The organism is Kitasatospora sp. NPDC059408, from assembly GCF_042751525.1.
GTDB lineage: Bacteria > Actinomycetota > Actinomycetes > Streptomycetales > Streptomycetaceae > Kitasatospora.
The window spans coordinates 177,666-204,515 of the sequence record NZ_JBHYWI010000004.1 but is presented as its reverse complement, the minus strand read 5'-3'; the positions used below and the strand labels follow the sequence as shown (position 1 = coordinate 204,515).

Genomic DNA, 26,850 nt, shown 5'->3' with positions numbered 1-26,850 from the left:
GAGAGGCAGGCCATGGCCGACAGCAGGACGAAGCGCCGCGACCCGTACAAGAACTTCCGCTTCCGGGTGAAGTTCGGCGGCGGCACCGACTACATCGCGGGCGTCAGCAGGGTCACCGGGTTCAAGCGCAGCACCGAGGTGATCAAGCACCGCAGCGGCGGCGACCCGGCCACCAGCACCAAGCTGCCGGGGCGCACCGAGTACGACGCGATCACCCTGGAGCGCGGGGTCACGAGCGACAAGGTGTTCGAGCAGTGGGCGAACCGGGTCTGGAGCCTGACCAATGCGAGCGGCGGGCTGGAGTCCTCGCTCAAGGACTTCCGGCGGGACATCATCGTCGACGTCTTCAACGAGGCCGGCCAGAAGGTGCTCTCCTACCAGGTGTTCAACTGCTGGGTGTCGGAGTACCAGCCGGTCTCCGACCTCGACGCCAACGCCAACGCGGTCGCCATCCAGCACATCAAGCTGGAGAACGAGGGCTGGGTGCGCGAGGACCTGCCCGAGCCGGTCGAGACGTCCTTCGAGGACCCGGCCTGACGATGGACGAACTCACCGGAGCCCCAGCCGATGTCACCGCGCTGACGGAGGAGGGCCTGCTCGCCGTCTGGGAGGCCGGGCGCGGGCAGGACCCGGTCCGGCGCGCCCTGGTGCTCGCCGCGGCGGGCGGCGGCGATCCGGCGGCCGTCGCGGACCTGGCCGTCGGGCGGCGCGAGGAGCTGGTGCTGGGCCTGCGCGTGCGGTGCTTCGGCCCCGGCCTGCCGTGCGCCGTCACCTGCCCGTCCTGCCGGACGGAGCTGGAACTCGAACTGACCGCGCAGGACGTCACGGCCGCGGCGCCGGAGGGCGAACGCGTCGTACGGGCCGGGGGTTTCGAGCTCGCGTTCCGTCCGGTCACCACCCGGGACCTGCTCGCCGTCCGGGGCGCGCCGCGCGCCGCCGCCCGGCGGGCCCTGCTCCGGCGGGTCCTGACCTCGGCGGTCGCGGACGGACGGCCGGTCGCCGCCGACGCGCTCCCGGCGGACGTCCTGGAGGCCGTGGCGGGCGCCCTGGCCGCGCTGGATCCGCAGTCGGACGTCCGGCTGGACCTCGACTGCGCGGAGTGCGGCCACGCCTGGACGTCGCCGTTCGACGCCTCCGGCTACCTGTGGGCCGAACTCGACGCCCACGCCAGGCGGTTGCTCCACGACGTGCACGCGCTCGCCACCGCCTACGGCTGGACGGAGGCCGAGGTGCTCGCGGTCGGGCCCGAACGACGGCAGCTGTACCTGGAGTTGGTGACGGCATGAACGACTTCGTGAGCCGCCTGCTGGGCGCCGGCGGCGCGGACGGGCCGCCGATACGGCCGCTGATCGGGTCGATCTTCGAGCCCCGGCGGAGGACACAGCCGTGGCTTCCGTTCACCGAACCTTCCCCTCTCCCCGCGGAGTCGGAGGTCGCTGACGCCAACCCTCCGGCCGCCCAGCAGGAGCTGCCCGTCGGCGCGCCACACGATCTCCCGCCGACACCGCGCGCCTCCGCCGGGCGCGCACCCGAACCTCCGCAGGCCGTCCGGGCGGAGCCCCCCACCGGCCCCGGGCGGCCTGCGGAACCCACCGCCTTCGCCCTCCCGAAACCCCGCCGTGCGGACGCCCCGCCCGGGGAACCCGCGCAGGAGGAGGGCCCGTCGGAGCAGCACGCCACGCCCGAGGAGCCCACGGAGGACGCCCCGGCGGCGCCCGCGCCCGACCCCGTCCACGCGCACCCCGTGCCGTCCTCCCCCATCGACGCGTCGCTCGTCGACCCGCTCCTCACGCCCCGGCGCGAGCGCGCCGCCGCGGTGCCGACCGTGCGCATCACCATCGGCCGCGTCGAGGTCCGCGCCGGCCGCCAGCCGCCCGTCCCGCAGCCGCCGCGCCGGATCCCCGGGCGGCGCCCGGCGATGAGCCTGGAGGACTACCTGCGCACCCGCTCCGAAGGGGGCGGCGGGAGGTGAGCGACGAAGAGGCCATCGCCGCCGTCACCAAGACCCTGAGCGGACTCGTGCTCGGCGCCCTGGCCGACGTGCCCGGCGCGGGCGTGGACACCCGCCCCCTGGACGAACTCGTCGACGGCACCCGCGACAAGCTCGTCAACCTCTACCTCTTCCAGGCCGACGTGGACGGCGCCCTGCGCGACGCCGACCAGCCCGGCCTCGCCCCCGGCGAGAGCGGCGGTCCGCCGTTCCCGCTCACCCTGCACTACCTCGTCACGCCGTTCGTCAAGCGCGACCCCGGCCTCGACGCCCAGCGGCTGCTCGCCCGCGCCGTCCGCGTCCTGAACGACAACCCGGTGCTCCAGCGCGGCGAACTGGCCGCGTTCGCGCCGGAGAGCGACGTCGCCAAGCAGCTCGACCGGATCCGGATCACCTGGCAGCCGTTCGGCGAGAAGGACATCTACTCGCTCTGGACGGCGTTCCAGACCCCGTACCGGATGTCGGTCGCCTACGAGGTCGGCGTGGTGCTGATCGACGGCCACCGCCCGCCGACCGTCCCCGTGCCGGTGCTCACCCGGGGCGCGGACGACCGCGGGCCCGTCGCGCAGGGCTTCCTCCCGCTCGGCCTGCCGGCCCTCGACGCCGCCGTGCCGCCGGGCGGGCAGCCCGCCGTGCGGGGCGGTGAGACGGCGGTGCTGCGCGGCAGCGGGCTGGCGGCCCCGGCCGAGGTGCGGCTGAGCCATCCGCTGCTCCCGGCGCCGGTCGCCGTCGCCCCGGACCACGTCACCGGTACCCAGGTGCAGTTCACCGTCCCCGTCGGCACGGCCGCCGGGCTCTGGTCGGCCGGGTTCTCCCTCGCCGGGCAGCTCACCAACGAGGTCCCGCTCGCCGTCGCGCCGCGGATCACGCACCTGCCCGCGCAGGTCGGGCGGCACGACGACGGGAGCGCGCAGATCGACGTCCGCTACTCCCCCGCCGCCCTGCCCGGACAGCCGGTGCTGCTGGTCCTCGACGGCCGCGCCGTCCCGCCCGACCCGCTGCCGCACGGCGTGCCGCGCCCGCCCGGCCACGCGCGGTTCACCGTGCCGGACGCGGCCCCCGGGCGGCACCTGGTGCGGTTGCGGGTCGCGGGCGTGGACAGCCTCCTGGTCGACCGCTCGGGCACCCGGCCGGTGTTCGACCCGAGCCAAGCGGTGACGGTCCTGTGAGCGGCGGGACGGGTGAGGAGAAGGAAGCCGCCAACAGCCGGTTCCTCGCCGCGTCGCTCGCGTGGTTGCGGCTGCTGCTGCACCGGGCGATCGCGGACGGTCCGGCGCGGACGGAACCCCCCCCCCCCCCCCCCGCGCCCCGGGGCCCGGGGGGGGGGGGGGCGGCGCCCGGGGCGGGCCGGGGCGGGCCCCGCCGCCCCGCCCCCCCCGCCCCCGGGGGCGCCCCCCCCCCCCGCGGCCACTCCGGCCGTGACGAAAGTGACCGACCGTCAACTCTTGTCGGCCGCAATGAAGATCAGCGACGCCGAGGCCGTCGCCACCCCGCCCCTCGCCGAACTCGCCGGCCGCCTCGGCCTCACCCGCTTCGAGCGCGACACCCTGTTCCTGTGCGCGGCCGTCGAACTGGACCCCTCCATCACCAGCCTCTACGCCCTCGCCCAGGGCGACGAACGCCTCACCCACCCCACCTTCGGCCTCGCCCTCGCCGTCCTCCCCGACCCCGCGTGGGACGTCGTCTCCCCGCAAGGCGGCCTGCGCTACTGGCAGTTGGTCGAGATCGCCCGCCCGCCCGGACAGAGCTTGGTCGGCAGCGTCCTGCGCGCGGACGAGCGGGTCGTCAACCACCTCAAGGGCCTGAACGACCTCGACGACCGCCTCACCCCGCTCGTCGAGCGCTTCCGCCCCGGCTCCCCCGCCGACCTGCCGCCCTCCCAGCAGGCCGTCGCCGACGAGATCGCCCGCACCTGGCGGCGGCCCGGCGCACCCGTCGTCCAGCTCGTCGGCGCCGACGCCCCCGGCAAGCGGCTCGTCGCCGCCCGCGCCGCCGCCGAGAGCGGACTGCTCGTCTGCCGCCTGCCCGCCGCGCTGCTGCCCGCCGATCCCGCCGCGCTCGACCACTTCGCCCGGCTCTGGCGCCGCGAGGCCGCCCTCCTGCCGCTCGCGCTCTACCTCGACGCCGAGGACACCGACCCCGCGGACCCGCTGCCCGAACGCTTCCTCGCCCGGGCCGGCGGCGCCCGCCTGCTCGCCGCCCGCGAGGGCCGCCCCGACCCGGACGGCGAGGCACGGCTCCTCGACGTCGCGCCGCCGACCCCGGCCGAACGGGCCCGCGCCTGGCGGGACTTCTACGGCCCGGTGCCCGAAACGGACGCGCTCGCCGCGCAGTTCGGGCTGGAGCTGCCCGCCATCCGCGCGGCCGCCGCCGTCGCCGTCGCCGACGGGGACCCGGCGGCCGCCTGGCGAGCCTGCCGGATCCGCACCCGGCCCCGCCTGGACTCCCTCGCCCAGCGCCTCGAACCCAAGGTCACCTGGGACGACATCGTGCTGCCCGAGGCCGGCCGGCGCGCGCTGGAGCGGATCGCCGACCAGGTGGCGCACCGCACCACGATCTACGAGACCTGGGGCTTCGGGGAGCGCATCACCCGGGGCCTCGGCGTGGCCGCGCTGTTCGCCGGCCCGAGCGGCTCCGGCAAGACGATGGCCGCCGAGGTGCTCGCCCACCACCTGCGCCTCGACCTGTACCGGATCGACCTGTCCGCCGTCGTCAGCAAGTACGTCGGGGAGACGGAGAAGAACCTGCGCCGCCTGTTCGACGCGGCCGAGGACGGCGGCGCGATCCTGTTCTTCGACGAGGCGGACGCGCTGTTCGGCAAGCGCAGCGAGGTGCGGGACGCGCACGACCGCTACGCCAACATCGAGGTCAACTACCTGCTCCAGCGCATGGAGGCCTACCGGGGCCTCGCCGTGCTGGCCACCAACCTGCGCTCGGCGCTGGACGGCGCGTTCCTGCGGCGGCTGCGGTTCGTCGTCGAGTTCGAATTCCCCGGCCCCGAGCAGCGCCAGGCGATCTGGGCGAAGGCGTTCCCGGACCCGGCCCCGCGGGGCGGTCTCGACCTCGACCGGCTCGCCCGGCTCCAGGCGAGCGGCGGCATGATCCGCAACATCGCCGTCAACGCCGCCTTCCTGGCCGCCGCCGCGGGCACGCCGATCACCATGCCGCACGTCCTGTCGGCCGCCCGCAGCGAGTTCGAGAAGCTCGAACTGCCCATGACCGAACGGGACTTCGCCTGGGAAGGAGAGCGGCCGTGACGATCGAGCTGCACATCGACCACCTTGTTCTCGACGGCCTCGACGGCCTGGACGGCCCGGACGGCCCGGACGGCCCGGACGGCTCGCGCGGCGCCACGGAGGCGATCGCCGCCGCCCTGCGCACCGAGCTCGCCCGCCTCCTCTCCTCCGCCCCGGCGGCGACGTGGCGCCCCGCCCGGGCCGGCGTGCTGCGCGGTCCCGAGGTGACCGTCGGCGGCGCCGAGTCGACCGGACGCGAGCTCGCCGGATCCGTCTTCCGGGCGGTGCGCGATGGGCGCTGAACACGTCCACCGTCCGGCCGACCGGGCCCGCGGGAAGGCCGAGAACGCCGGCGCGCCCCTGCCCGCGCCCACCGCCGAGCGGATGGGCGCCGCCCTCGGCCGGGACTTCAGCGAGGTCCGTGTCCACACCGGCGCCGACGCCGACCGGGCGGCCCGCGCGGCCGACGCTCAGGCGTTCACCGTCGGCCACGACGTCGTGTTCGCCGACGGCGGCTTCGCCCCGGGCACCGAACACGGCGACCGGCTCCTCGCCCACGAACTCGGCCACGTCGTCGAGCAGCGCACCACCGGCCCCCGGCTCGCCCGCCAGCCCGCCGGGCAGCCGGTCGCCCCGCCGGAGACCGACCGGGGGCTCTTCGTCGACGAGGCGACCCGGTTCCTGCGCGGCGCCGCCGAGTACTACGGCCTCTCCGGCCCGCCGGGCCCCGGCGGAGGGCCGCTGGTGCGGGTCCAGCCCGCCGCCGTCCCCGGCCGGCTGAAGGACTTCCTGCGCATCCGCGACGACGCCTCGACCGCGATCACCGCGGTGCTGGGCGGCGACCCGACGCGCACCGGCACCCTCCGCAGGGCCTACGCCGACGCCGTCCGCACCCTGCTCACCGCAGCGGCCGCCGCCTCCCCCGGCACGACCGCCGACGCGCTCTACCTCCGGCACCAGCAGCTCATCCACGCCTGGGGCTGGCCCGAGACCCGCCTCGACCCGCAGCGGAACGTCCTCCTGGACACCCTGCCCGCCGCCGAACGGACCCGGATCCGCGTCACCACCGACGACGTGACCCTCGCGAGGATGGCCACGGTCTTCGGCCCCAATCCGCCCGTCCGCCCGCTGCCGCCGGACACCACCGTGACGCTCGCGCCCACCATCCCCGCCGGACAGCGGACGGGCCTCGCCAACCTGGCCCGCTACCTCGTCACCGACGCCCCGCCGCTCCTCGCGCCGAACCGGAGCACCACGCTGCGCCTCGACCTCACCGCCCAGGGCGGCGGCCGGGGCACCTACCGGTTCACCGAGGTCGAGCACCCCGGCCCGCCCGTCCGGCGCGAGGTGCTCGTGGAGCACCTCGCGACCCTCGGGCCGGAGCGCGACCAGGGCCAACCACGGCCGGGCGGCGACGAGTTGTTCACCCGGCACCGGTTCGTCCGCGGCACCGCCTGGACCGACGGCGAGTACGCCCAGCTCCTCGGCGCGCTGGCCGCCGTCCCCGACGGCGTCCTCGGCCGGATCGAGCAGATCACGTTCGTCCGCGTGGCCTCCCTGTCCTCGGGACACGACGCCGAATACTCGCTCGCGGACCACACCGTGTCCGTTGCCGACAGCGCCTTCCAGGGACGGGCCGGCTCCCTGCGCGCCTTCCAGGGCCCGGACCAGCCGGGGAGCGGCTTCCAGCGGCTGATCGTGCACGAGCTCGGACACGCGTACGACTGGGCGGCCCTGCGCGCCGCGCAGACCGCCGCCGCCCAGGCCACCACGGCGCGCAACACCTTCCTCCGGCAGAACGGGCGGCCCCGGCGCGGCGGACAGTTCTCCATCCCGCCCGGCCAGACCGCCGCCTGGGACCGGGTCCGGCACGCCGACGACGACGCCCGGGCCGCCGTCGGCACGGCGCGCGGCGGGTCCGGCGCCCGCTTCGTCCGCGACCCGCGCACCGGGACGAACACCCTCACCGACGCCCTCCCCACGGGCGAGGCCGCCGCCTTCCGCACCGCGGCCGCCCAGGACGGCGACACCCGGATCACCACCTACGCCGACCGCAACTGGCGCGAGTTCTATGCGGAGTCCTTCGCCCTCTACCTCACCGACCCGGAGACCTTCCAGCGCCTGCGCCCCCACCTGTACCAGCACTTCGCCGACCGCCTGCCCGCCCCGGGGAGGCAGCCGTGACCGCCCGCGAAGTCGCCGAACCCGCCGACCGCACGCCCGTCCTCAGGCGCTGCGGCACCGAGGCCTGCGGGTGCGAGACCGACGAACCGCAGCTGCGACGCCACGCCACCGGCGAAGGCCCGGCGCTGGCACCGCCGGAGGTCCGCGCGGTGCTCGGCTCCCCGGGGGCGCCGCTCGACGCGGAGGCCCGCGAGCTGCTCGAACCGCGCTTCGGCCAGGACTTCAGCGGTGTGCGGGTGCACACCGACGACCGCGCGGCGGCGTCGGCGGAGGCCGTCCGCGCGCGGGCCTACACGGTCGGCACGGACATCGTCTTCGCGTCCGGCCGCTACGCGCCGCACACCACCGAGGGCCGTCACCTGCTGGCCCACGAGCTCGCGCACGTCGTCCAGCAGAGGCAGGCCGGCCCCGGGCTCGCCGCCGCGCCGCTGGAGGTGGGCGCGGCGGACGCTCCGGCCGAGCGCGAGGCCGAGCAGGTGGCGCGCTCCGTCACCGCCGGAGCGGCCACGCCGGTCCTGGCCACCGCGCGCACCAGCGGGGTGGTGGCGCGCCAGACGCCGCCCGGCGGTCCGGCCCCGGCCCGCGTCGTCTTCCTCGACCCGAGCGTGTTCGACCAGATCGCCCGCGGCAACACCGGGGCCGCGAACGCCCTGCGGTCGATGCTGTCGTCCGGGGTCAGGGTGCTGGTGTCGGACCAGGCCTACCAGGAGCTGATCGTCAACCGCGCGATCCCCCGCCAGGCCGTCGCCAATCAGCTGCTCCTCGACGAACTGGGCATCGGCCGCGCCCCCGCGCTCCCCGCCGGGGGCGCGCAGTCCTTCCTCCAGCAGGTGAAGGCCGCCAAGGTCCCGATCGCACCCGCCGACGCCATCATCGCGGGCGAGGCGGTGGCGGGCGGGGGCGAGTTGTGGAGCTTCGACCGCGTGGTGCGGAACAACCCGGGCAACCTCAAGCCCGTCGGGGTCCGCGTCGCGCCCGAGAGCACCAGCGTGCCCCTGGTGGCCGGCACCAAGGACTACCGGGTGGCGCGTCAGCTGCTGAACCTCCGGCCCGTGGACATCTCCCTCACCGGGACGATCACCCGCGGACCGGGCGGCGGACCGGGCGGCGGAACGCCACCGCCGGGCGGCACGCCCCCGCCCGGCGGCGCGGCGCCTGCGGCCCCTGGCGCCCCTCCCGCCGGTGGAGCGCCTCCCCCCGCCGCCGGCGGGCCCACCGCGGCCGCCCGCGCCGTCCCCGCGACCACCGCCGGTCGCGTGCCGCCGACGGGCCGTGCGGCGGCGGCCCCGTCCGCCGAGGCCCTCGAACTCGCCGCCGAGACCGGCCGGGCCGCCCGCACCAACCTGCGCCTGCTGGCCGCCGCCCGGGTCTTCGTGATCGCCACCCAGGTGCTCCAGGTCAAGGGCGCGCTCGACCTCCTGGACAAGTTCACCGCCATCGCCCAGCGCGGACTCTCCGGTCAGGGCCTCGTCCTTCCCGACGAGGTGGCCGCCGCGGCCAGGATGGCCACCGAGGCGGAGGCCTGGCGGGACGCGGCCGCCGACTTCTCCGGCCGCTTCCAGGGCGAGTCCTTCCGGCTGCTCGGCGCCGCGGCCGATCCCGTCTCGGCGGGCCGCACGGCGGGCCGGCTCTCCGAGCGCGTGGACCAGCTCACCTCGTCCCGCTGGGACCTGCCCGCCCGGATCGCGAAGGTCGAGGGCGCCCTGACCGCCGTCCGGGCCAAGCACCGGGCCGCGATGGCGATCCTGGAGTCGCAGTCGGCCCGCGTCGCCATCGCGACCGCGACCCAGGGCACCGGCGAGCTCGCCGAGCTCTTCGCCGCCTCCGTGGACCTCGAACGGATCAGGAACTCCCTGGAGAACACGCTCACCGCCCTGCGCGCCGTCGACGCGACGGTCTCCGCCGACATCGCCTTCGGCACCGCCTGGAGTGACGCCCTGTTCGACACCTGCGTCCGCGGCGGGGCCTGTTCCCGGGCCACGCTGGAGATCCCGTTCGTCGGCACGTCCAGGATCCGTTTCCTGCCGGGAGAGGAGGGGCCGTGACCGCGCTCCCCGAGGCGTTCAACCCGGTGCGCGGCGGGTTCGTGCTGGTCGACCCCGACCGCGGCACCGTACAGCGCACGATCCCGTTCCAGTACAACCCGGACACGCTCACCCGCACGCTCACCCCGCAGGGCATCGGCAGCGAGCCCGGCGACCGGCTGGAGGTGCTGCGGCTCAAGGGGCCGGCGCACGAGCAGTTCCGGTTCGACGCCGAGTTCGACGCCGCCGACGCCCCGGAGAAGTACCCGGACGGGCTCCACCCGGTGCTCTCCGCCCTGGAGTTGAGCATGTACCCGACGGTCGAGCAGCTGCGCCACGAGGACGCCCTCGCGCGGGCCGGGCAGATCGAGGTGGCGCCGACGGAGTCGCCGCTGCTGGTCCTGGTGCTCGGTCCCAAGCGGGTGGTGCCGGTGCGGATCACCGAGTTCACCGTCACCGAGGAGTTCTTCGACCAGGCACTCAACCCGGTGCGGGCGAAGGTCGGGATCGGCGTACGGGTGCTCACCGTGGACGACCTCGGCCACCAGCACCACGGCGGGGTGCTCTACCTGACCTACCAGGGCCGCAAGGAGGGCTTCGCGCAGTCCGTCCGCAATCCGGTCTCCGACGTCGGCACGCCGCGCGTCTGACGATCCCGCGCGTCCGACCGCCCCCGCGCGTCCGACCGACCCCACGAGGAGACAGCCGTGTTCGCCCTCACCAGCCGCTACCGCGCCCTGCCGACCGCCACCCACCGCCTGCCGGACGGGCGGACGGTGACGTACGTCCGGCGGCGCTTCCTGCCGCACCCGGAGGACCTCACCCTCCTGCGCGAACACGTCGTCGCGGCGGGCGAGCGGGCGGACCGGATCGCCTTCGCCGAACTGGGCGACGCCGAGCTCGCCTGGCAGCTCGCGGACGCCAACCGGGCCGACGACCCGGACGAACTCGCCGTCACCGGGCGGCGGTTGCGCGTGACACTGCCCGCCGTGCCGGGACCGGGCGCCGCCTCACTGCTCGTCCCCGGAGCGCTCCATGGCTAGGAGCGTCCAACTCCTGCTCCGGATCGGCGACATCGTCACCGCGCCCGCGCCGCAGCCGCTCATGGACGCGCTGCAGTCCGTGCAGGTGACGTCGAGCGCCGGAGCCCGCAGCGGCTTCCAGCTCACCTTCGCCGTCAGCAAGAAGTCCGTCATCACCCGGACGCTGCTGCCGGCCGGCCTGCTCGACCCGCCCGCCCGGGTGGTGATCGCCGCGATCGTCGCCGGCTCCACCGAGGTGCTGATGGACGGCGTGATCACCCGGCACGAGCTCAACCCCGGCGACGCGCCCGGCACCGGCACGCTCACCGTCACCGGCGAGGACCTCACCCTCCTCATGGACCTGCGCACCGAGCACGCCTGCTACCCGGCCATGCCGCACAACGTCCGCGCCACGCTCGTCCTGCTCAAGTACGCGCTGTACGGGGTCGTTCCGGTCGCCGTCCCGCCGATCGTCCCGACCGTCCCGAACCCGCTCGACCAGATCCCCGTCCAGTCGTCCACCGACCTCGCGTACCTGCGCAGCCTCGGCCAGGAGGTCGGGTACACCTTCTACCTCGTGCCGGGGCCGGCGCCCGGCACGAGCATCGCCTACTGGGGCCCGGAGGTGCGCATCGGCGTGCCGCAGCCCGCGCTGACCGTCAACTCCGGTGCGGCGGACAACGTCGAGCACCTGTCCTTCTCCTTCGACGGGCTCGCGCGCACCCAGTACACCGTCCGCATCACCGAACCCACCACCAAGATCGGCATCTCGGTGCCGATCCCCAGCCTCAGCCTCCTCAAGCCGCCGCTCGCCGCCCGCCCGGCCGTCGCCCTGCGCGAGGAACCGCTCGTCAAGGTCACCGACCGCTCGCTCACCGACGCGATGCTGCGCGCCGTCAGCGTCACGTCCCAGGCCGCCGACGCCGTGTCCGGACAGGGCAAGCTCGACGTCCTGCGCTACGGCCGCGTGCTCGCCGCGCGCGGCCTCGTCGGCGTGCGCGGCGCGGGCCCCGCGTACGACGGCCTGTACTACGTCGGCAGCGTCACCCACGACATCAAGCGCGGCGAGTACACCCAGAGCTTCACCCTCGCCCGGGACGGCTTCGTCCCCTTCACCGACCGGGTGGCCCCGTGACCGCGCCCAGCGCCAACCAGCAGCCCGACTTCCGCGACCTCTACCGCGGCGTCGTCGTCTCCAACTTCGACCCGCTGCAAAAGAACCGCGTCATGGTCCGGGTCGACGACGTCCTGGGCAACGACCCGTGCATCTGGGCCGTCCCGCAGTACGCGACCGCCGGGATGCACGTCGTGCCGGCCGTGCAGTCCGGCGTGTGGGTCAAGTTCGAGGACGGCGACGTCAACCGGGCCGTGTGGACCGGCTTCTGGCGCGGCGGGACGATCGAGCAGCCGCCGGTCGCCGCGCTCGTGCCGCCCGAGGTGCCGCAGGTCGTGCTCAGCACCCCGGGCGGCACCTACGTGCTGCTCACCGACGCCACCGAGCCCACCGGCGGCATCCGGCTCCAACTGCACGGCGCCGCGGGGCCGTACATCAAGCTCAGCGAGGCCGGGATCGAACTCTCCTGCGGGCCCGGCCTCGCGAGCATCCGCCTCGTCGGCACCTCCGTGATCATCAACAACGGCACGCTCGTCGTACCGCAATAGCGCTTGGGGGACCACATGCCCGGCCTCGCCCTCCACACCGGAGCGACCATGACCTGCCCGCACGGCGGCACCGTGACCATCCTGCCCGCCGGGCCGCCCGGGGCGCTGGTCCAGGGGATGCCGGTCGCGACCAGCGCCGGCCGGCTCGTGATCGCGGGCTGCGCCGTGACGCCGCCGTGCGCGACCGTGCAGTGGGCGAACGTGTCCTCCGTGCTCGTCAACGGCGCGCCACTGCTGGTGCAGGCGCCGCCGCCGACCCCGCCGCCCGTGCCCGGCGGCGGGGTGTGCATCGGGTCGCCGACTCCCGCTCCTCCACTGGTCCTTGCGATGCAGACCCTCGTCACGGGGCTGTGAGCCATGGACCCGGCCTTCCCCTTCCGCATCGACGGCCGCGGCCGCACCGCCGAGGCCGCCTACCCGGACCACGTGCGCGACATGATCGAACAGCTCCTGTTCACCACCCCCGGCGAGCGCGTCAACCGCCCCGACTTCGGCTGCGGCCTGCTCGACCTCGTCTTCGAGCCCGACAGCGTCGAACTCGCCGCCGCCCTCCAGGTCTCCGCCGAGGGCGCCCTGCACCGCTGGCTCGGCGACGTCATCGTCGTCGACTCGCTCCGGGTGACGGCCGAGGAGAGCACCCTGCGCATCGAGCTGCGCTACCTGCTCATCGCCACCGGCGAGGTCCGCACCGACGTCCTCGAAGGGAGCGTGGCACGGTGAAATGCTCCGACGAGCGGCGGCGCGCCAAGCTGCGCACCTCCGACCTCAACGGCATCGACAGCGTGGACGTCCTCGACGACGCCCTCGTCGTCGTCCTCTTCGGCAAGGCGCCCGCGGGCCTCACGCCCGCCAACTTCCGCATCGACGGCGGCGAGCGGATCACCGGCATCACCGTCACGGCGGTGCGCCGGGAGGCCGACGCGGAACGGGAGTTGGCCGACCGGCTGGTCCTCGCCGTCGACCGGCCCGGCGATCTCTCCACCTACCGTCTGAGCGTCGTCCGCGCCGACCCGCACGGGCGGCCGAGCACCGACCCGTACCCCGGATTCGACTCCCGGTACGCGAGCGCCGCGTTCACCTTCCGGCCCGAGTGCGCGACGCTCGACTGCGCCCCCGCCGACACCTGCACGCCCGCGCCCCCGCCCGCGCCCGAGATCGACTACCTCGCCAAGGACTACGCGAGCTTCCGCCAACTCCTGCTCGACCGGCTCTCGTTGACCATGCCCGCCTGGACCGAGCGGCACGTCCCCGACCTCGCCATCACCCTCGTCGAACTCCTCGCCTACGAGGCCGACCGCCTCGGCTACCGCCAGGACGCCGCCGCCACCGAGGCCTACCTCGACACCGCCCGCCACCGCGTCTCCGTGCGCCGCCACGCCCGGCTCGTCGACTACGCCATGCACGACGGCTGCGCCGCCCGCGCCTGGGTCTGCCTGGAGACCGACGAGGAACTCACCCTGCCCGCCGGGGACTTCCGCTTCCTCACGCTCGCCCCCACCGTCCTGCCCGAGCTCGGCCCCGCCCTGCTCGCCACCGACCTCCGGCAGCGCCGCCACCTGCCGCCGTACCAGGTCTTCGAACCCGTCCACGCCGAACCCGTGCCACTGCGCCCCGCCCACAACCTGATCCACGTGTGGACGTGGGGCGACGCCGAGTGCTGCCTCCCGGCCGGTGCCACCTCGGCCTCCCTCGTCGACGGTTCACCGGACCGCCGGGCCCTGTGCCTGCGCCCCGGCGACGTCCTGGTCTTCGAGGAGGTCCTCGGCGCCAGGACGGGCGCCCCCGCCGACGCCGACCGCACCCACCGCCAGGCCGTCCGCCTCGTCTCCGTCACCGAGGACCTCGACCGGCTCTACGACCAGCCCCTCCTGAACGTCACCTGGGCCCACGAGGACGCGCTGGCCTTCCCACTCTGCGTCAGCGCGCGCGGCGGCCTCGACTGCACGGACCTGGAGGTCGGCGTCGCGCGCGGCAACGCCGTGCTCGTCGAGCACGGCGCGAGCATCGACTGGTGCGACCAGCCGGCGGAGCCGATCGACGTGCCCGTCGCGCCTGCGCAGGAACCCGGCTGTCCTTCGTGCTGCGCAGACGACACCGTCGGCCGGCCGGCCTACCCGCCGCTGCCCGTCCGCTTCTCCCCCGCGCTGCGCCGGCTCCCCGTCACGCAGAGCGCCCCCTTCCCCACCGACGCCGTCATCGCCGCCGCCCAGGCCGCGCGCCTCCTCGGCCTGCCCGACCGCGCCCGGCAGCGCCTCACCGCCATCTGGCACCGCCTGCCCCCGCACGACGGCACGCTCACTCCGGCCGAACGCGCCTACCTGGTCGTGCTGTTCGGCGAGGCCGCCCTCCAGCGCCTCGGTGCCGACGACCACCCTCGCGAGGCGCTGCGCACCCTGCTCGCCCGCTTCGACGACCTCCTCGCGGCCAAGCTCGCCCGCCTGCGCGAGCTCGTCCGCCGGGCGAGGGCCGGCCAGGTGCTCCGGCACGACGCCGAGGGCTGGGAGCTCGGGCAGAGCTGGGGCGAGGACGAGGCCGCGCACCTCCGCGAGGACGACCCCGCGTTCCGCGGCCCGGCCGCGCTCGCCACCACCCCCGACCCCCGCGCCGCGCTGCCCGCCGTCTGCCTCACCGACCAGGACGGCCAGGAGTGGCACCCCCGCCGCGACCTGCTCGACAGCGGCCCGGCGGACCGCGACTTCGTCGGCGAGACGGACGACGACGGCGTCCTGCGGCTGCGCTTCGGCGACGGCCTGAACGGCGCGGCGTTCCCCCTCGCCGACGCCCCCGGCGCGCAGTGCACCGCCCGCTACCGCGTCGGCAACGGCACACCCGGCAACGTCGGCCCCGAGGCGATCAGCCGGATCGTCCTCTGCGCCACCCACCGGCACGGCATCCGCGCAGTCCGCAACCCGCTGCCCGCCGCCGGCGGCGTCGATCCCGAGCCCGTCGACGACGTCCGCCGCCTCGCGCCGGTCGTGCCGACCACCCGGCTCCTGCGCGCGATCACCGCGGACGACTACGCGGCGTTGGCCGCCGCCGTCCCGGGCGTCCGCCGGGCGGCGGCGGACCTCCGCTGGACGGGCAGCTGGTACGAGGCGCAGGTGGCCGTCGAGGCCTTCGGCACCGAGACGGCCCCCGGCGCGCTGCTCGACGCCGTCCGGGCGGCGCTGTTCCGCTACCGCCGGATCGGCCACGACCTCGCGGAGTTCACCGCGACGCTCGTCCCGCTCGACGTCGCGCTCCACGTGCGGGTCGAGCCCGACCACGTCGCCGGGCACGTCCGCGCCGGGCTGCTGGCCGCCTTCGCCGCGCTCTTCGCCCCGGACGCGCTCGTCTTCGGCGACCCCGTCCGGGTCAGCCGGCTGGTGGCAGCGGCGGCGGCCGTCCCCGGCGTGCAGCACGCCGAAGTCACCCGCCTGCACCGCCTGTTCGCGGATCCGGCCGACCGCGGCGACGCGCTCACCAGCGGGGTGCTGCCGATCGGTCCGCTGGAGGTCGCGCAGCTCGACAACGACCCGTCCCGGCCCGAACACGGCCGGCTCGCACTCGACTTGGAGGGCGGCCGATGACCTGCACGTCCGGCTCCTGCGCCGACACCTGCTGCACGGGCGGCACCTGCTGTACAGGCGTGGAGGCCGTCACGCCGACGCCCGTCTTCAACCCGCCCGGGCAGCCCGCGCTCGCCTACCGCGCGGGCACCTACGCGACCTTCCGCGCGTCCATGCTCGCCCGGCTCTCCAGCCGCCGCGCCCTCGACCCGCTCACCACCCGCGAACCGGACGACCCCGCGATCGCCCTGCTCGACTGCTGGGCGGTGGTCGGCGAGGTGCTCACCTTCTACCAAGAGCGCATCGCCGACGAGGGCTACCTGCGCACCGCCACCGAGCCGGAGTCCCTCGACCACCTCGGCCTGCTCGCCGGCCACCGCCCCCGCCCGCCGCTCGGGTCGAGAACCCACCTCGCGTACACGCTCGACCCGGGGGCGCACACCCTCGTCCCGGCCGGGTCCGGGGTGAAGAGCCAGGCGGCGGCCGGGCAGCTGCCGCAGACCTTCGAGACGAGCGAGGACCTCGTCGCCCGCGCCGAGTGGAACACCCTGGCCGTCCGCCTCGCCGACCCGCCGGACATCACGCGCGAGAACATCGACTCGGCGCTCGTCACCTTCGCCGTGGACGGGACGACCGCCAACCTCCGCAAGGGGGACCGGCTGCTGTTCACGTTCGCCCCGACCGGCCTCGCCCCCGACGTCCACGCCCGGACGGTCGCCGAGTCCGCCGTCGACTTCACCGCCGGACGGACCGAGGTCACGCTCGTCTCCGCCACCACACCGCTCGGCGCGTTCACCGCCGCCGTCGCCGCCCTCGCCGACTCCGTGCGCACCACCACCGGGGATGCCGTGACCCGCACCGACCCGGTGGCGGCACGCATCGTCAGCGACATCCTCACCCCGCTGGCGGCCCTGCTCCTGCCCACGCTCACCCCGGCCGGCGCCCTGTTCGAGGTCGCCCCCGAGCTCCAACGGCTCGCGGAGGCCGTCGCGTTGGCGGCCCGCGGCGCGAGCTGCGCCCTCGCCGACTGGCTCGGGTCCGACTCCACCACCACCCCGAGCCCCGTCGCCACCGTCCGGAGCGACGGCGCCGCCCTGCTCGTCCTCGCCGCCCGACTGGCCCGCCGGACGGACCCCGAGCTCACCGGACTGCGCTCGCTCGCCCGCTCGCTGGTCTGCCCGGTGAGCTGCGAAGCCGACCTCACGGACGGGGGCGACGACTGCCCCGACCCCTACCAGGCCGTCGGGCTGGTCGCGTTGACGCCCGTCCTGCCGGCCCTGCGCCGCCCGCCGTCCCGCCCGCCGACGTCGGCGCGCGCCCTGGACACGTCCGTCCGGCAGTTGTTCCGGCCCGACGCGGACGCCCACCTGCGGCTGCTCGCCGCCGCCGACCCCCGGCTCAGCGAGCTGTACGACGCATGGCGGCGCGAGCGGATCGCCGACCCGCCGCCGCTCGCCGGGCTGGTGGTCCTGCGGGTCCGCGCCGCCATCGCGCTGGCCCGGCGGAAGACGCCCGCCTCCGACAACGCCGTCGACCAGGTCCTCCTCGACTCCCTCCACGACACGGTCCTCCCCGGGCGCCCGGTCCTCGTCGGCACCGGCGACGGCACGGACACACTCGTCCTGTTCCCCGACCGCGTCCTGCCCGCCCAGCTCGACGTGACCGACCCGAGCGGCAAGAAGATCGGCGAAGTCACCGTCACCATGCTGGAGTTCGACACCCCGGTCGAGGCATCGAAGCTCGCCAGGGGCACCCCGCTGTGGGCCCAGGGCGAGCCGCTCACCCCCGTCGGCCCGCAGATCCCCGACGACGTCGGCGCCGCCGCGATCGACCTCGCCCAGTGCTACGACGGCCTCAAGCCCGGCCGCTGGATCGTCGTCTCCGGCGAACGCACCGACGTCCCGCACACCAGCGGCGTGCAGGCCGCCGAACTCGCCATGATCGCCGGCGTCGGCCAGCGGCTGGACCGGACGGTCGACGGCGAGCCGGTGCTCCAGCGCGGCCAGGGCCCGCAGACCCGCCTCCTGCTGGCCAACGACCTCGCCTACACCTACCGCCGGTCCAGCGTCACGATCTTCGGCAACGTCGTCGCCGCCACCCAGGGCGAGACCCGCGACGACGTCCTCGGCAGCGGCGACGCGAGCCTGCCGGGCCAGGCGTTCCCGCTGCACTTCGTCTCCGACTCCACCCCGCTCACCTGGACCGCCGCCGACAACCCCCTCGGCGCGCAGAACTCCCTCACCCCCCGCGTCAACGGCGTCGCCTGGCACGAGACCCCCGCCCTCGCGCTCAACGGCCCCAACGACCACGCCTACGAACTGCGCGGCGCCACCGTCGCGTTCGGCGACGGCGTGCACGGCGCCCGGCTCCCCACCGGCACGCAGAACGTCACCGCCCGCTACCGCACCGGCGCCGGCGCCTCCGGCAACCTCCCCGCCGGCAAGGTCAACCAGCTCGCCGCCCGCCCGCTCGGCGTCAGCGCCGTCACCAACCCGCTGCCCGCCACCGGCGGCGCCGACGGCGACGGCCCCGACGACGCGCGCACCGTCATCCCGCTGCGGCTGCGGGCGCTCGACCGGCTGGTGTCCGTCCAGGACTACGAGGACTTCACCCGGGCCCGGGCGGGCATCGGCAAGGCGAGCGCCGCCAAGCTCTTCGACGGCACCCGGGAGGTGGTGCACGTGACCGTCGCGGCGGTCGGCGACGCGCCGGTCGACCCGCTGTCCGACCTGTTCATCACGCTCGAACGCTCGCTGGTGGACTTCGGGGACATCGGCGTCCCGGTCCGGGTGGCCGCGCGGGAGCTGCGGCTGATCATTCTGGACGCGGGCGTCAAGGTGCTGCCCGACTACGCGTGGGAGCTCGTGGAACCCGCCGTCCGGGCGGCGCTGGCGGCCCGGTTCGGCTTCGCCGCGCGGACGCTCGGGCGGCCCGCGTACCTGAGCGAGGCGATCGCGACGATCCAGGGCGTCGAAGGCGTGGACTACACGGACGTACACGTCTTCGCGGACGTACCCGGCGACGTCACCCCGATCCAACTGGCGCGGCTGGCCACCGGATTGACCACGGCCGACGCCTGCCTCCCGGCGCTTCCGGCCCACTTCGAGCAGATCCGGCACCGGATCGTCCGCGGTGAAACGCTGACCACGGTCGCCCAGCGGTACGGCCTCGGCCTCGCCGAACTCGCCGCGCTCAACCCGGCGTTGGACTCGCCCGAGCTCGACATCGGCCGCCACCTCACGGTGTACCGCGGCATCCGCCCCGCACAACTCGCCGTCCTCCCGGCCGATGTCCCCGAGGCCCTCACCCTCCGGAGGGTCCCATGACCCTCCACACCCCCACCCCCCGGAGGCTCCCGTGACCGCCGACCGCCTGTACGACCTCCTCCCCGCCGTCGTCCGCACCCGCGACGCCGAACAGGGCCGGCCGCTCCGGGCGTTGATCAGCGTCATCCAGGAGCAGGCCGACGTCATCGAGGCCGACATCGACCAGCTCGCCGACGACTGGTTCATCGAGACCTGCCAGGCCTGGGTCGCCCCCTACCTCGGCGAGCTCGTCGGCTACCGCGTCCTGCCCGGCTCCGCCGAGGCCCTGAGCACCCCGCCCGGCGGCACCCCCACCGAGGCCGCCCGCCGTCTCCTCGCCGCCGTCGCCGGCCGCCGCGACGTCGCCCACACCGTCGCCAACCGCCGCCGCAAGGGCACCCTCGCCCTCCTGGAGCAGCTCGCCGCCGACGTCGCCGCCTGGCCCGCGCACGCCGTCGAGTTCCGCACCCTCCTCGGCCTCACCCAGCCCGTCCGCCTCCTCGGCCGCGACCCCCGCGCCGACCGCCGCCGGCTCGCCCGCGGCCGCACGGCCGACCTCCACGCCGTCGACGAACTGGACCGCCTGGGCGGCCCGTTCGAGCGCACCGCCCGGACCGTCGACGTCCGCCGCATCGACTCGGCCCGCACCCAGGGCCGTTACAACATCCCCGAGGTCGGCCTGTTCCTCTGGCGGCTGCGCCCGTACCCCGTCACCCGCGCGCCCGCCCACTGCGACGACCGCGCCCGCACCCACTTCACCTTCAGCGTGCTCGGCAACAGCGCGCCGCTGATCGTCAGCCCGGTCGACGCCCCCGGGGCGCGCCTCGCCGACGAGAGCGCCGTGCCCGCGTTCATCCGCCGCCGCGCCTTCGCCGAGCGCACCGCGCAGTTCTACGGCCCCGGCAAGAGCCTGTGCGTCTACGTCGGCGACGAGCCCGTGCCCCTGCACCGGATCGTGCCCGCCGACCTCACCGGCTGGCGCCACCACCCCGCCAACGACCAGGTCGCGGTCGACCCCGTCCTCGGCCGGATCGCCTTCCCCGCCCGCCACGCACCCACCGAGGGCGTGTGGGTGGACTACCACCACGGCTTCAGCGCCGACCTCGGCGGCGGCGAGTACGTCCGCCCGCTCGGCCTCCGCCGCCCGCCCGCGTTCTACCCGGTCGGCAGGGGCCACCAGCTCACCGGCATCGACGACGCGCTGCGCCGCTGGCAGGCCGACAAGGCCGCCGACCCGGGCGGCAGGCACGAGGCCGTCATCGAGATCACCGACAACGGGGACTACCTGGAGCACCTCGCCGTCACCCTCGACCCCGGCGACCGCCTCACCATCCGCGCCGCCCAGCGGACCCGGCCGCTCGTGCGCGTCCTCGACTGGAGCAGCAACCGCCCCGACGCCCTGCACGTCATCGGCCCCGGCCCTGCGCCCGGCGAGAAGCCCCCGTGCATCACCTTCGACGGCCTCCTCATCGCCGGCCGCGGCCTGCGCGTCTCCGGCGGCGTCGGCGCGGTCACCGTCCGCCACTGCACCCTCGTGCCCGGCTGGTCGCTCGACCAGGACTGCAACCCCGAGCACGTCGAGGAGGCGAGCGTCGAACTCGCCGACACCCCGGCCTGCCTCCGGGTCGAGCACAGCATCCTGGGCCCGGTCGTCGTCAACGCCGACGAGGTCCACGCCGAGCCCAACCGCGTCTCGCTGTGCGACAGCGTCCTCGACGCCACCGCCCACGGCCTCGCCGCCCTGTCCGCCCCGGACCGCCGCCCCGCCCACGCCGTCGTCGACCTGCGCCGCACGACCGTCCTCGGCTCGGTCCTCACCCACGCCGTCGGCCTCGTCGAGAACACCATCGTCACGGGCTGCCTGCACGTCGACCACCGCCAGTCCGGCTGCGTCCGCTTCACCCGGCTCGGCCCCGGCTCCCGCACACCCCGCCGGTTCCACTGCGTCGACGGCCCACCCCTCCCCCGCTTCACCAGCACCCGCTACGGCACCCCCGGCTACGCCCAACTCGCCCAGGACTGCCCCGACGTGATCCGGCGCGGCGCCGACGACGGTTCCGAGATGGGCGCCTTCCACGACCTCTTCCAGCCCCAGCGCGAGGACAACCTGCGGCTGCGCCTGGCCGAGTACACCCCCGCCGGCTGCGACGCCGGCCTCGTGATCGTCACGTGACCGCCCCTTAGGAGCCCGTCCATGCAAGGCGACTTCTCCCGCACCACCTTCGACCCGGGCAAGCACTACTCCGCCGTCCTCACCCAGCAGGGCCGCGTCCAGCTCGACGCCGACCTGAACGAACAGGGCGCCCTCCTCCTGCACCAGCTGCGCACGACGATCGCCGACCTCCTCGGCCCGGCCGTCGCGCCCGCCGTCGGCGGCGGCTTCGCGATCGACGCGGTCACGGGCAGGAAGCCCCAGGAGGACCTGAAGATCCCGGCGGGCCGGATGTACGTGGACGGCATCCTGGTCGAGAACGAGCTCGACACCACCTACTGGACCCAGCCGGACCTGCGCCTCGACCCGACCGACCCCACCGCCCAACTCCCCCAGGACAAGCCCTTCGTGGTGTACCTGCGGGTGTGGGAGCGGCTGGTCACCTCCCTCCAGGACCCGACGATCCGCGAGGTCGCCCTCGGCGACCCCGGACCGGACACGGCGGCCCGCGCGAAGACCGTCTGGCAGGTCGCCGCACTCCCGGTGGCCGCCGCCACGACCGCCGACGCGCTGACCGAGTTCGCCACCCGCCTCGCCGCCTTCCGCCGCACCGGACGGCTGCGCGCCGGTGCCAAGCAGCCGCCGGCCGTCCCCGAGGACCGCTGCGAACTGCCGCCGGACAGCCGGTTCCGCGGCCCGGAGAACCAGCTCTACCGCATCGAGGTGCACACCGGCGGCCCCGCCTGGCCCGCCACCACCGGCCCGAGGTCGCGCCGCGGCTTCCTCCCCGGCGCCACGTTCAAGTGGTCCCGGGAGAACGCCTCCGTGGTGTTCCCGGTCACCGCCCTCCACGGCGCGGTCGCCACCGTCTCGGCGCTCGGCCGGGACGGCAAACTCGGCCTGGAGGTGGGCGACTGGATCGAACTCGTCGACGACACGACCGCCGGGCACGTCGCCGACGACACCGTCCTCACCGACCCGCCCCGGCCCGCCCCCCGCCTGCACCAGGTCCTCGCGATCGACGCCGTCGACCTCCTCGTCACCCTCGACCGGCAGGACGGCGACGCCGACTGCGGCCTCGGCCCCCACCCGTTCCTGCGCCGCTGGGACCACCTCGCGGCGGCGGACGACGGCGCACTCCCCCTGATCGAGAACACCTGGCTGGACCTGGAGGACGGGGTCCAGGTCCGGTTCCAGCCCGCCCCGGGCGCCAAGACCGGCACCTACCGCCGCGGCGACCACTGGCTGGTCCCCGCCCGCACCGCCATCGGCGACGTCCTGTGGCCCCAAGGCGCCGACGGCCCCGCCCCCCAGGCCCCCGCCGGCGTGCAGTACCACTACGCCCCGCTCGCCTACGTCAACGGCGCCACCATCGACGCGTCCCCCCGCAAGACCTTCCGCCCCCTGGGCAGTTGAGCGGCGGCCCGCTCGGAACGCCGTTGACCCTCACGCAATCCCGAAAGAGTTCCACCCGTGGCCCGCCGCACTCGACGGCTTCTCGTGATTGCGGCCGCGGCCGCCGCCCGACGGGCGGCCGACCTGCTGGAGGCCTTCGACGTCGGCACCGTGGTGCCCTTCACCGGCGGCGGCGCCATCGCCGTGGGAGGACCGCCGCCCGCTGCCGATCCTCGCCGGATCGCTGGGGGCGGAAAGGCTGAGCAGTGGCCGCAGCCGACAGTCAACGCGCCTGGCTGGGGGATGACTCGTCGGCGAGCTGGTTGCTGCGGTCGATCTCCGGCATGTGTGTCTCGGCCCAGAGCCGTAGGGCGGCGAGTGGCCTTTCGAGGGACAGGCCGAGTTCGGTGAGCCGGTAGTGGACGGCGGGCGGCACGGTGGGTTCCACCCGGCGCGCGACCAGGCCGTCGCGGACCAGGCTTTGCAGGGTGACGGACAGCATCTTCTGCGAGATGCCAGGGATGCGGCGCCGCAGCTCCGCGAAACGGAGCTCGTCCGGAGCCCCCTCGGCCAGCACCTTGACCGCCATCGACGTCCACTTGGTGCCGATACGGTCGAGCAACTCGCGGGTCGGGCAGCGCGGATCCAGCAGATCACCCCGCTCACCGGGCCGCGGGCCGGGTCCGCCGCGCCTCGATGTGATCACCCGGGGCTCACCACCTGAAGGAAAAGTGCCGTCTTGGACGCACCAGGATAGTTCCTTAGCGTGACCTGGTCACCAATCCTCACCACCCCTGGAGCCTCTCCATGCCCGAGCTGCGGCGCGTCCCCGTCAACGGTGTCGAACTGAACGTCGCTCTCGTCGGATCAGGCCCGGCCGTTCTGCTGCTGCACGGTTTCCCGCACACCTGGGAGCTGTGGACGGACGTCATGGCCGACCTGTCCGGCCGCTACCGCGTCATCGCGCCGGACCTGCGCGGGTTCGGCGCGAGCAGCCGGGCCACCTCCGGATACGACGCGGGCACCCTGGCCGAGGACGCCGCAGCGCTTCTCGCGACGCTCGGCGTGTCCTCGGCCGCGGTGGTGGGCATCGACGCGGGCACCGCGCCGGCCTTTCTCCTCGCCATGCGTCGCCCCGGCCTGGTCCGGCGCCTGGTCGTCATGGAGTCCCTTCTGGGCGGGCTGCCCGGCGCGGAGGAATTCCTCGCCGACGGGCCGCCCTGGTGGTTCGGCTTCCACTCCGCCGCGCCCGACCTTGCCGAGACCGTGCTGGAGGGCCACGAAGCCGCCTACGTCGACTGGTTCCTGCGCGCTGGCACGCTCGGCGAGGGAGTGCACCCCGACCTCCGGGACGCCTTCGTCCGCGCATACACCGGACGCCAGGCGCTGAGCCGCGCGTTCTCGTATTACCGGGCACTACCCGAGAGCGCGGTACAGATCGAGCAGGCGGTCGCCACCGCCCGCCTGACAGTGCCGACAATGGCGCTGGGCGCCCGGCCCGTCGGTGCCGCGCTGGAACGCCAGCTCCGCCCCATCACCGACGATCTCACCGGACACGTCATCGAAGACTGCGGCCACATCATCCCGCTGCACCGCCCGCGCGCCCTGCTCGCGCTGCTGCATCCGTTCCTGGAGGGTGAGGACACGAAAAGCGTGACCGGGACCGGAGGCTGACTTTCGGTACACGCCCGTAGCCGACTCGGTCGAGGATGGACGTCAGCGCCTCGCGCAGTCGCTCGACGCGGCGTGGGAGCGGATCGGCGCCTGCGCGCCCGGCGTCGGGCAGGCCGAGAGCGTCGCCCTCCCGGCTCGCGAGACCCTCCGCAACGCGGGCGTGGCCACCGGCGCCTGCCGCGTTTCAGCGGAGCCGGGCGCGCGCGATCCCGTCGTCCGCGCCCGGGGCCGCCTGCACCGCCGCGTCCAGCAGGCGCCGCATCCCCGGGGAGGGGTTCACCCCCAACTCCCTTTGGAGCAACAGGCGGTAGGCGTGGTAGGTGTGGATCGCCTCGCTGTAGTTGCCCTCGGCGAGGTGGATCTCCAGCAGCAGCCGGTGCGGACTCTCCCGCAGGGGCTCGGCGCGCAACGCGGCGTGGACGGCTTCGAGGGCACCGCCGTAGTCGCCGGCGCGGAGGTCGCGCAGGGCGAGCTTCTCCATGGTGTGGAGGTAGAGCTGGCGCAGCCGTTCGCGCTCCAGCAGCACCCAGTCGTCGTACCAGCCGGGCAGGAGCTCGCGCGGGCCGCCGGCGAGCAGTACGCGCGGATCGCCCGTCCCGGACTCTCCGATGCCGCCGAGCAGTTCGTCGACGTCGAGGCGCACCGAGGCGTGCAGCCGCAGCGTCTCGCCGGCGGCGGCGAGCACCGGGGCGGCGAGCACGGGCGCGCCGGACTGCTGGAGGCGCCACAGCGCCGTCCGCAGCCGGCCGGAGGCCTTGGCCTCGTCGGACTCCGGCCACAGCGTGCCGGCCACGAGGGCGCGGTGGGCCTCGCGGCGCAGGGCGACGAAGGCGAGGAGGCGTTGGAGCGTCCTGGTCAGGTGGACGGGTTTCGCCCCGCAGTCGAGCGCGAAGCCGTCGAGCAGCCTCAGCCGAGCGGAAACAGCCATACACCCGCCCCCTCATGCCCTCATGGATGTCCGCGTACGATCATGCCCCGCTGCGGCGCCCTCACCCCGAACGTCACGAATTCACCCTTTCGAGCGATTCCGTCACTCCGGGCTGACGTCGGGCCCGCGCCGGGCCCGCGCCTCGCCGTACGCGGCCAGGACCCCGAGGTAACGGCGGCGGACGTCGTCCCGGTCGGTGGCCTCGGCCACCGACTCCTGGTTGAGGCGTTCGATCATCTCGGCCTGGGCGATGAGCACCCGGCACTGCTGCTCGGTCCTGGTCTCGGTCATGATCTCGGCGAGCGCGTCGAGCTGGCGGATCAGGACGGCCGGCATGCCGGGGGCGGCCTGGCGGATCTTCTCGAAGCTCCGCTGCACGAGCCGCTCGTAGCTGACGGGGACGGTCATCACCCGGATGTAGCCGTCCTCGTCCCGGTGGACGGGGTTCGGGCTCCAGTGGGCGGCGATCCGGCACAGGCCCTCGCCGAGCCAGTCGATGCAGGTCAGGGCCGTGAAGGTGTCGTTGACGGCGGTGGACAGCGCCCGGATGGCGATCTCCACGAGCTGGTCGACGGCGAAGGCGATGTCCTGGGCGAGGGTGCGGGTCGAGCCGGTGATGTGGGCGCGGGCGAAGCTGCGGGCCACCTCGGGCGCCGCCTCGGCGGGCCAGACGGTGGCGAGCTGGTGCCCCTGCACGAGGAAGTGCCCGGGCCGGTGGTCCAGCCGGATGACGGCGTCCAGCCCGGCCGCCATCCGCACGAGCGTGCGGTGCCGGACGAACTGGAGGTACCCGCTGGCGGGCGCCGGGACGGCGGCCCCCGAGGTGTCCAGCCGGACGTTCAGCTCCTCGACCGTCGGCCCCTTCGCCGCGACCCCCGCCGCCGGCCCCGGCCCGCCCGCACTCGCCTCGATGGCCTCGGACAGCTCCGTCGCGATGCTGGCGATCACCCGGGGCAGCTGGATCGACGTGGCGATGTGGTGGATGAAGAAGATCAGCACGGCGAGGTCCGCCATGACGAGCACCATGCACACGGTGATCGACAGGTGCGGCACGAAGTCCCCGTGCGTCCCGGGCCCGATGACGACGAGCGCGAGGATCGCGTACACGAACGTCCCGACGAAGGTCCCGAGGGTGAGCTGCGTGGTCCGGTCCCGGATGAAGGTCCGCAGCATGCGCGGCCCGAACTGGGTGGACGCCAGCGTCAGCGTCACGATCATGATGGAGAACACCACGCCGACGACGGTGATCAGGGCGGCCGCGATGGCCGCGAGGATCTGCCGCGCCGCGTCCGCGGTCCCGCTGATCACCCAGGTGGGAAGCCCCAGGTCCCCCCGGTAGGCGGCCTTGTCCAGCGCGAGCGTGACCACGAACAGCACCCCGGCGAGGCCGACCTCCAGGATCGGCACGACCCACAGGTTCGTCCGCAGGGCCTCCCGCCGCCACTGCGCCTCCAGGTGGACGCCGCGGATCACCTCGCCCACCTCCCGACACCCGGCCCAGCGGAACATTTCCACCCTAAAGTGAACGGACCGGGAGCACCGCGCAGACGCCGCCCCGGGAGCCCGCACGACCGGGAGAACGGGGTTGTGGCGGTGACGATCAAGCTGGTAGCTTCCCGGTCGACCGTGAAACCGCGCGAGGAGGTGAGACCCGTGAACGTTGGACCGACATGGGTGCTCCCCCTTCCTGCCACGGCCGGCGACTGACGCAGACGTCGCCGGGAGCGCCC

The 26,850-nt window shown here is 75.0% G+C and carries 22 protein-coding genes; 19 read left to right on the top strand and 3 right to left on the bottom strand.

Annotation, left to right across the window (positions count from 1 at the left end):
• Positions 1–12: 12 nt before the first annotated feature.
• The 18 genes from ACFXDE_RS05520 to ACFXDE_RS05435 all read left to right on the top strand — a co-directional run bounded on the left by ACFXDE_RS05520 (position 13) and on the right by ACFXDE_RS05435 (position 22,539).
• Positions 13–537 (top strand): phage tail protein, encoded by a 525-nt coding sequence (locus ACFXDE_RS05520; protein WP_380491165.1) that lies wholly within the window; start codon positions 13–15, stop codon positions 535–537.
• Between the two features lie 2 nt (positions 538–539).
• Positions 540–1,286 (top strand): hypothetical protein, encoded by a 747-nt coding sequence (locus tag ACFXDE_RS05515; protein ID WP_380491163.1) that lies wholly within the window; start codon positions 540–542, stop codon positions 1,284–1,286.
• Positions 1,283–1,972 carry a hypothetical protein gene (locus ACFXDE_RS05510; RefSeq protein WP_380491160.1) on the top strand — a complete coding sequence of 230 codons (690 nt, stop codon included), beginning with the start codon at positions 1,283–1,285 and terminating at the stop codon, positions 1,970–1,972. Before ACFXDE_RS05515 ends, ACFXDE_RS05510 begins: the two co-directional genes overlap by 4 nt.
• The gene (locus tag ACFXDE_RS05505) at positions 1,969–3,159 is read left to right on the top strand and encodes a DUF4255 domain-containing protein (protein WP_380491158.1); all 1,191 of its coding nucleotides are present in this window, start codon (positions 1,969–1,971) and stop codon (positions 3,157–3,159) included. Before ACFXDE_RS05510 ends, ACFXDE_RS05505 begins: the two co-directional genes overlap by 4 nt.
• Before the next feature lie 288 nt (positions 3,160–3,447).
• On the top strand, positions 3,448–5,247 hold the full coding sequence (locus ACFXDE_RS05500; RefSeq protein WP_380491156.1) for an ATP-binding protein: 1,800 nt from the start codon (positions 3,448–3,450) through the stop codon (positions 5,245–5,247).
• Positions 5,244–5,528, top strand: a complete 285-nt coding sequence (locus ACFXDE_RS05495) for a hypothetical protein (RefSeq protein ID WP_380491154.1) — start codon at positions 5,244–5,246, stop codon at positions 5,526–5,528. The genes ACFXDE_RS05500 and ACFXDE_RS05495 overlap by 4 nt, the downstream gene beginning before the upstream one ends.
• Complete coding sequence (locus ACFXDE_RS05490; RefSeq protein WP_380491151.1) at positions 5,518–7,410, top strand: DUF4157 domain-containing protein; 1,893 nt, start codon at positions 5,518–5,520, stop codon at positions 7,408–7,410. Before ACFXDE_RS05495 ends, ACFXDE_RS05490 begins: the two co-directional genes overlap by 11 nt.
• Complete coding sequence (locus ACFXDE_RS05485) at positions 7,407–9,455, top strand: DUF4157 domain-containing protein (protein ID WP_380491148.1); 2,049 nt, start codon at positions 7,407–7,409, stop codon at positions 9,453–9,455. Before ACFXDE_RS05490 ends, ACFXDE_RS05485 begins: the two co-directional genes overlap by 4 nt.
• Positions 9,452–10,084 carry a hypothetical protein gene (locus ACFXDE_RS05480; protein WP_380491146.1) on the top strand — a complete coding sequence of 211 codons (633 nt, stop codon included), beginning with the start codon at positions 9,452–9,454 and terminating at the stop codon, positions 10,082–10,084. The genes ACFXDE_RS05485 and ACFXDE_RS05480 overlap by 4 nt, the downstream gene beginning before the upstream one ends.
• A gap of 57 nt (positions 10,085–10,141) precedes the next feature.
• Complete coding sequence (locus ACFXDE_RS05475; RefSeq protein ID WP_380440826.1) at positions 10,142–10,477, top strand: LysM domain-containing protein; 336 nt, start codon at positions 10,142–10,144, stop codon at positions 10,475–10,477.
• Complete coding sequence (locus ACFXDE_RS05470) at positions 10,470–11,591, top strand: hypothetical protein (protein WP_380440828.1); 1,122 nt, start codon at positions 10,470–10,472, stop codon at positions 11,589–11,591. The genes ACFXDE_RS05475 and ACFXDE_RS05470 overlap by 8 nt, the downstream gene beginning before the upstream one ends.
• Positions 11,588–12,118: a phage baseplate assembly protein V gene (locus ACFXDE_RS05465; RefSeq protein ID WP_380491142.1), complete on the top strand. Its 531-nt coding sequence runs from the start codon at positions 11,588–11,590 to the stop codon at positions 12,116–12,118. Before ACFXDE_RS05470 ends, ACFXDE_RS05465 begins: the two co-directional genes overlap by 4 nt.
• Before the next feature lie 3 nt (positions 12,119–12,121).
• Positions 12,122–12,472, top strand: a complete 351-nt coding sequence (locus ACFXDE_RS05460) for a hypothetical protein (protein ID WP_380440832.1) — start codon at positions 12,122–12,124, stop codon at positions 12,470–12,472.
• A gap of 3 nt (positions 12,473–12,475) precedes the next feature.
• Positions 12,476–12,838 (top strand): GPW/gp25 family protein, encoded by a 363-nt coding sequence (locus tag ACFXDE_RS05455; RefSeq protein WP_380440834.1) that lies wholly within the window; start codon positions 12,476–12,478, stop codon positions 12,836–12,838.
• Entirely contained in the window at positions 12,835–15,687 is a 2,853-nt protein-coding gene (locus ACFXDE_RS05450; protein WP_380491138.1) for a putative baseplate assembly protein, read from the top strand. Before ACFXDE_RS05455 ends, ACFXDE_RS05450 begins: the two co-directional genes overlap by 4 nt.
• On the top strand, positions 15,684–18,992 hold the full coding sequence (locus ACFXDE_RS05445) for a putative baseplate assembly protein (RefSeq protein WP_380491135.1): 3,309 nt from the start codon (positions 15,684–15,686) through the stop codon (positions 18,990–18,992). Before ACFXDE_RS05450 ends, ACFXDE_RS05445 begins: the two co-directional genes overlap by 4 nt.
• Before the next feature lie 31 nt (positions 18,993–19,023).
• Entirely contained in the window at positions 19,024–21,144 is a 2,121-nt protein-coding gene (locus ACFXDE_RS05440) for a hypothetical protein (protein ID WP_380491133.1), read from the top strand.
• Between the two features lie 21 nt (positions 21,145–21,165).
• Positions 21,166–22,539: a DUF6519 domain-containing protein gene (locus tag ACFXDE_RS05435; protein WP_380491130.1), complete on the top strand. Its 1,374-nt coding sequence runs from the start codon at positions 21,166–21,168 to the stop codon at positions 22,537–22,539.
• A 262-nt stretch (positions 22,540–22,801) separates the two neighbouring features.
• Here ACFXDE_RS05435 and ACFXDE_RS05430 read toward each other — a convergent pair whose 3' ends face one another.
• Positions 22,802–23,224 (bottom strand): winged helix-turn-helix transcriptional regulator, encoded by a 423-nt coding sequence (locus ACFXDE_RS05430; RefSeq protein WP_380491128.1) that lies wholly within the window; start codon positions 23,222–23,224, stop codon positions 22,802–22,804.
• A 101-nt stretch (positions 23,225–23,325) separates the two neighbouring features.
• On the opposite strand from ACFXDE_RS05430, the gene ACFXDE_RS05425 reads away from it, so the two are divergent.
• The gene (locus ACFXDE_RS05425) at positions 23,326–24,192 is read left to right on the top strand and encodes an alpha/beta fold hydrolase (protein ID WP_380491125.1); all 867 of its coding nucleotides are present in this window, start codon (positions 23,326–23,328) and stop codon (positions 24,190–24,192) included.
• A 184-nt stretch (positions 24,193–24,376) separates the two neighbouring features.
• On the opposite strand, the gene ACFXDE_RS05420 is transcribed toward ACFXDE_RS05425, so the two are convergent.
• Both ACFXDE_RS05420 and ACFXDE_RS05415 read right to left on the bottom strand, forming a co-directional pair.
• Positions 24,377–25,120, bottom strand: a complete 744-nt coding sequence (locus ACFXDE_RS05420; RefSeq protein WP_380491123.1) for a BTAD domain-containing putative transcriptional regulator — start codon at positions 25,118–25,120, stop codon at positions 24,377–24,379.
• Between the two features lie 102 nt (positions 25,121–25,222).
• Positions 25,223–26,602 carry a DUF2254 domain-containing protein gene (locus ACFXDE_RS05415; protein ID WP_380440847.1) on the bottom strand — a complete coding sequence of 460 codons (1,380 nt, stop codon included), beginning with the start codon at positions 26,600–26,602 and terminating at the stop codon, positions 25,223–25,225.
• Positions 26,603–26,850: the final 248 nt, after the last annotated feature.

Coding starts and splice junctions, on each gene's coding strand:
- ACFXDE_RS05515 (WP_380491163.1), top strand. CDS start 540: ATGGACGAACTCACCGGAGCCCCAGCCGATGTCACCGCGCTGACGGAG.
- ACFXDE_RS05470 (WP_380440828.1), top strand. CDS start 10,470: ATGGCTAGGAGCGTCCAACTCCTGCTCCGGATCGGCGACATCGTCACC.
- ACFXDE_RS05445 (WP_380491135.1), top strand. CDS start 15,684: ATGACCTGCACGTCCGGCTCCTGCGCCGACACCTGCTGCACGGGCGGC.
- ACFXDE_RS05435 (WP_380491130.1), top strand. CDS start 21,166: ATGCAAGGCGACTTCTCCCGCACCACCTTCGACCCGGGCAAGCACTAC.
- ACFXDE_RS05490 (WP_380491151.1), top strand. CDS start 5,518: ATGGGCGCTGAACACGTCCACCGTCCGGCCGACCGGGCCCGCGGGAAG.
- ACFXDE_RS05500 (WP_380491156.1), top strand. CDS start 3,448: ATGAAGATCAGCGACGCCGAGGCCGTCGCCACCCCGCCCCTCGCCGAA.
- ACFXDE_RS05520 (WP_380491165.1), top strand. CDS start 13: ATGGCCGACAGCAGGACGAAGCGCCGCGACCCGTACAAGAACTTCCGC.
- ACFXDE_RS05510 (WP_380491160.1), top strand. CDS start 1,283: ATGAACGACTTCGTGAGCCGCCTGCTGGGCGCCGGCGGCGCGGACGGG.
- ACFXDE_RS05455 (WP_380440834.1), top strand. CDS start 12,476: ATGGACCCGGCCTTCCCCTTCCGCATCGACGGCCGCGGCCGCACCGCC.
- ACFXDE_RS05425 (WP_380491125.1), top strand. CDS start 23,326: ATGCCCGAGCTGCGGCGCGTCCCCGTCAACGGTGTCGAACTGAACGTC.
- ACFXDE_RS05420 (WP_380491123.1), bottom strand. CDS start 25,120: ATGGCTGTTTCCGCTCGGCTGAGGCTGCTCGACGGCTTCGCGCTCGAC.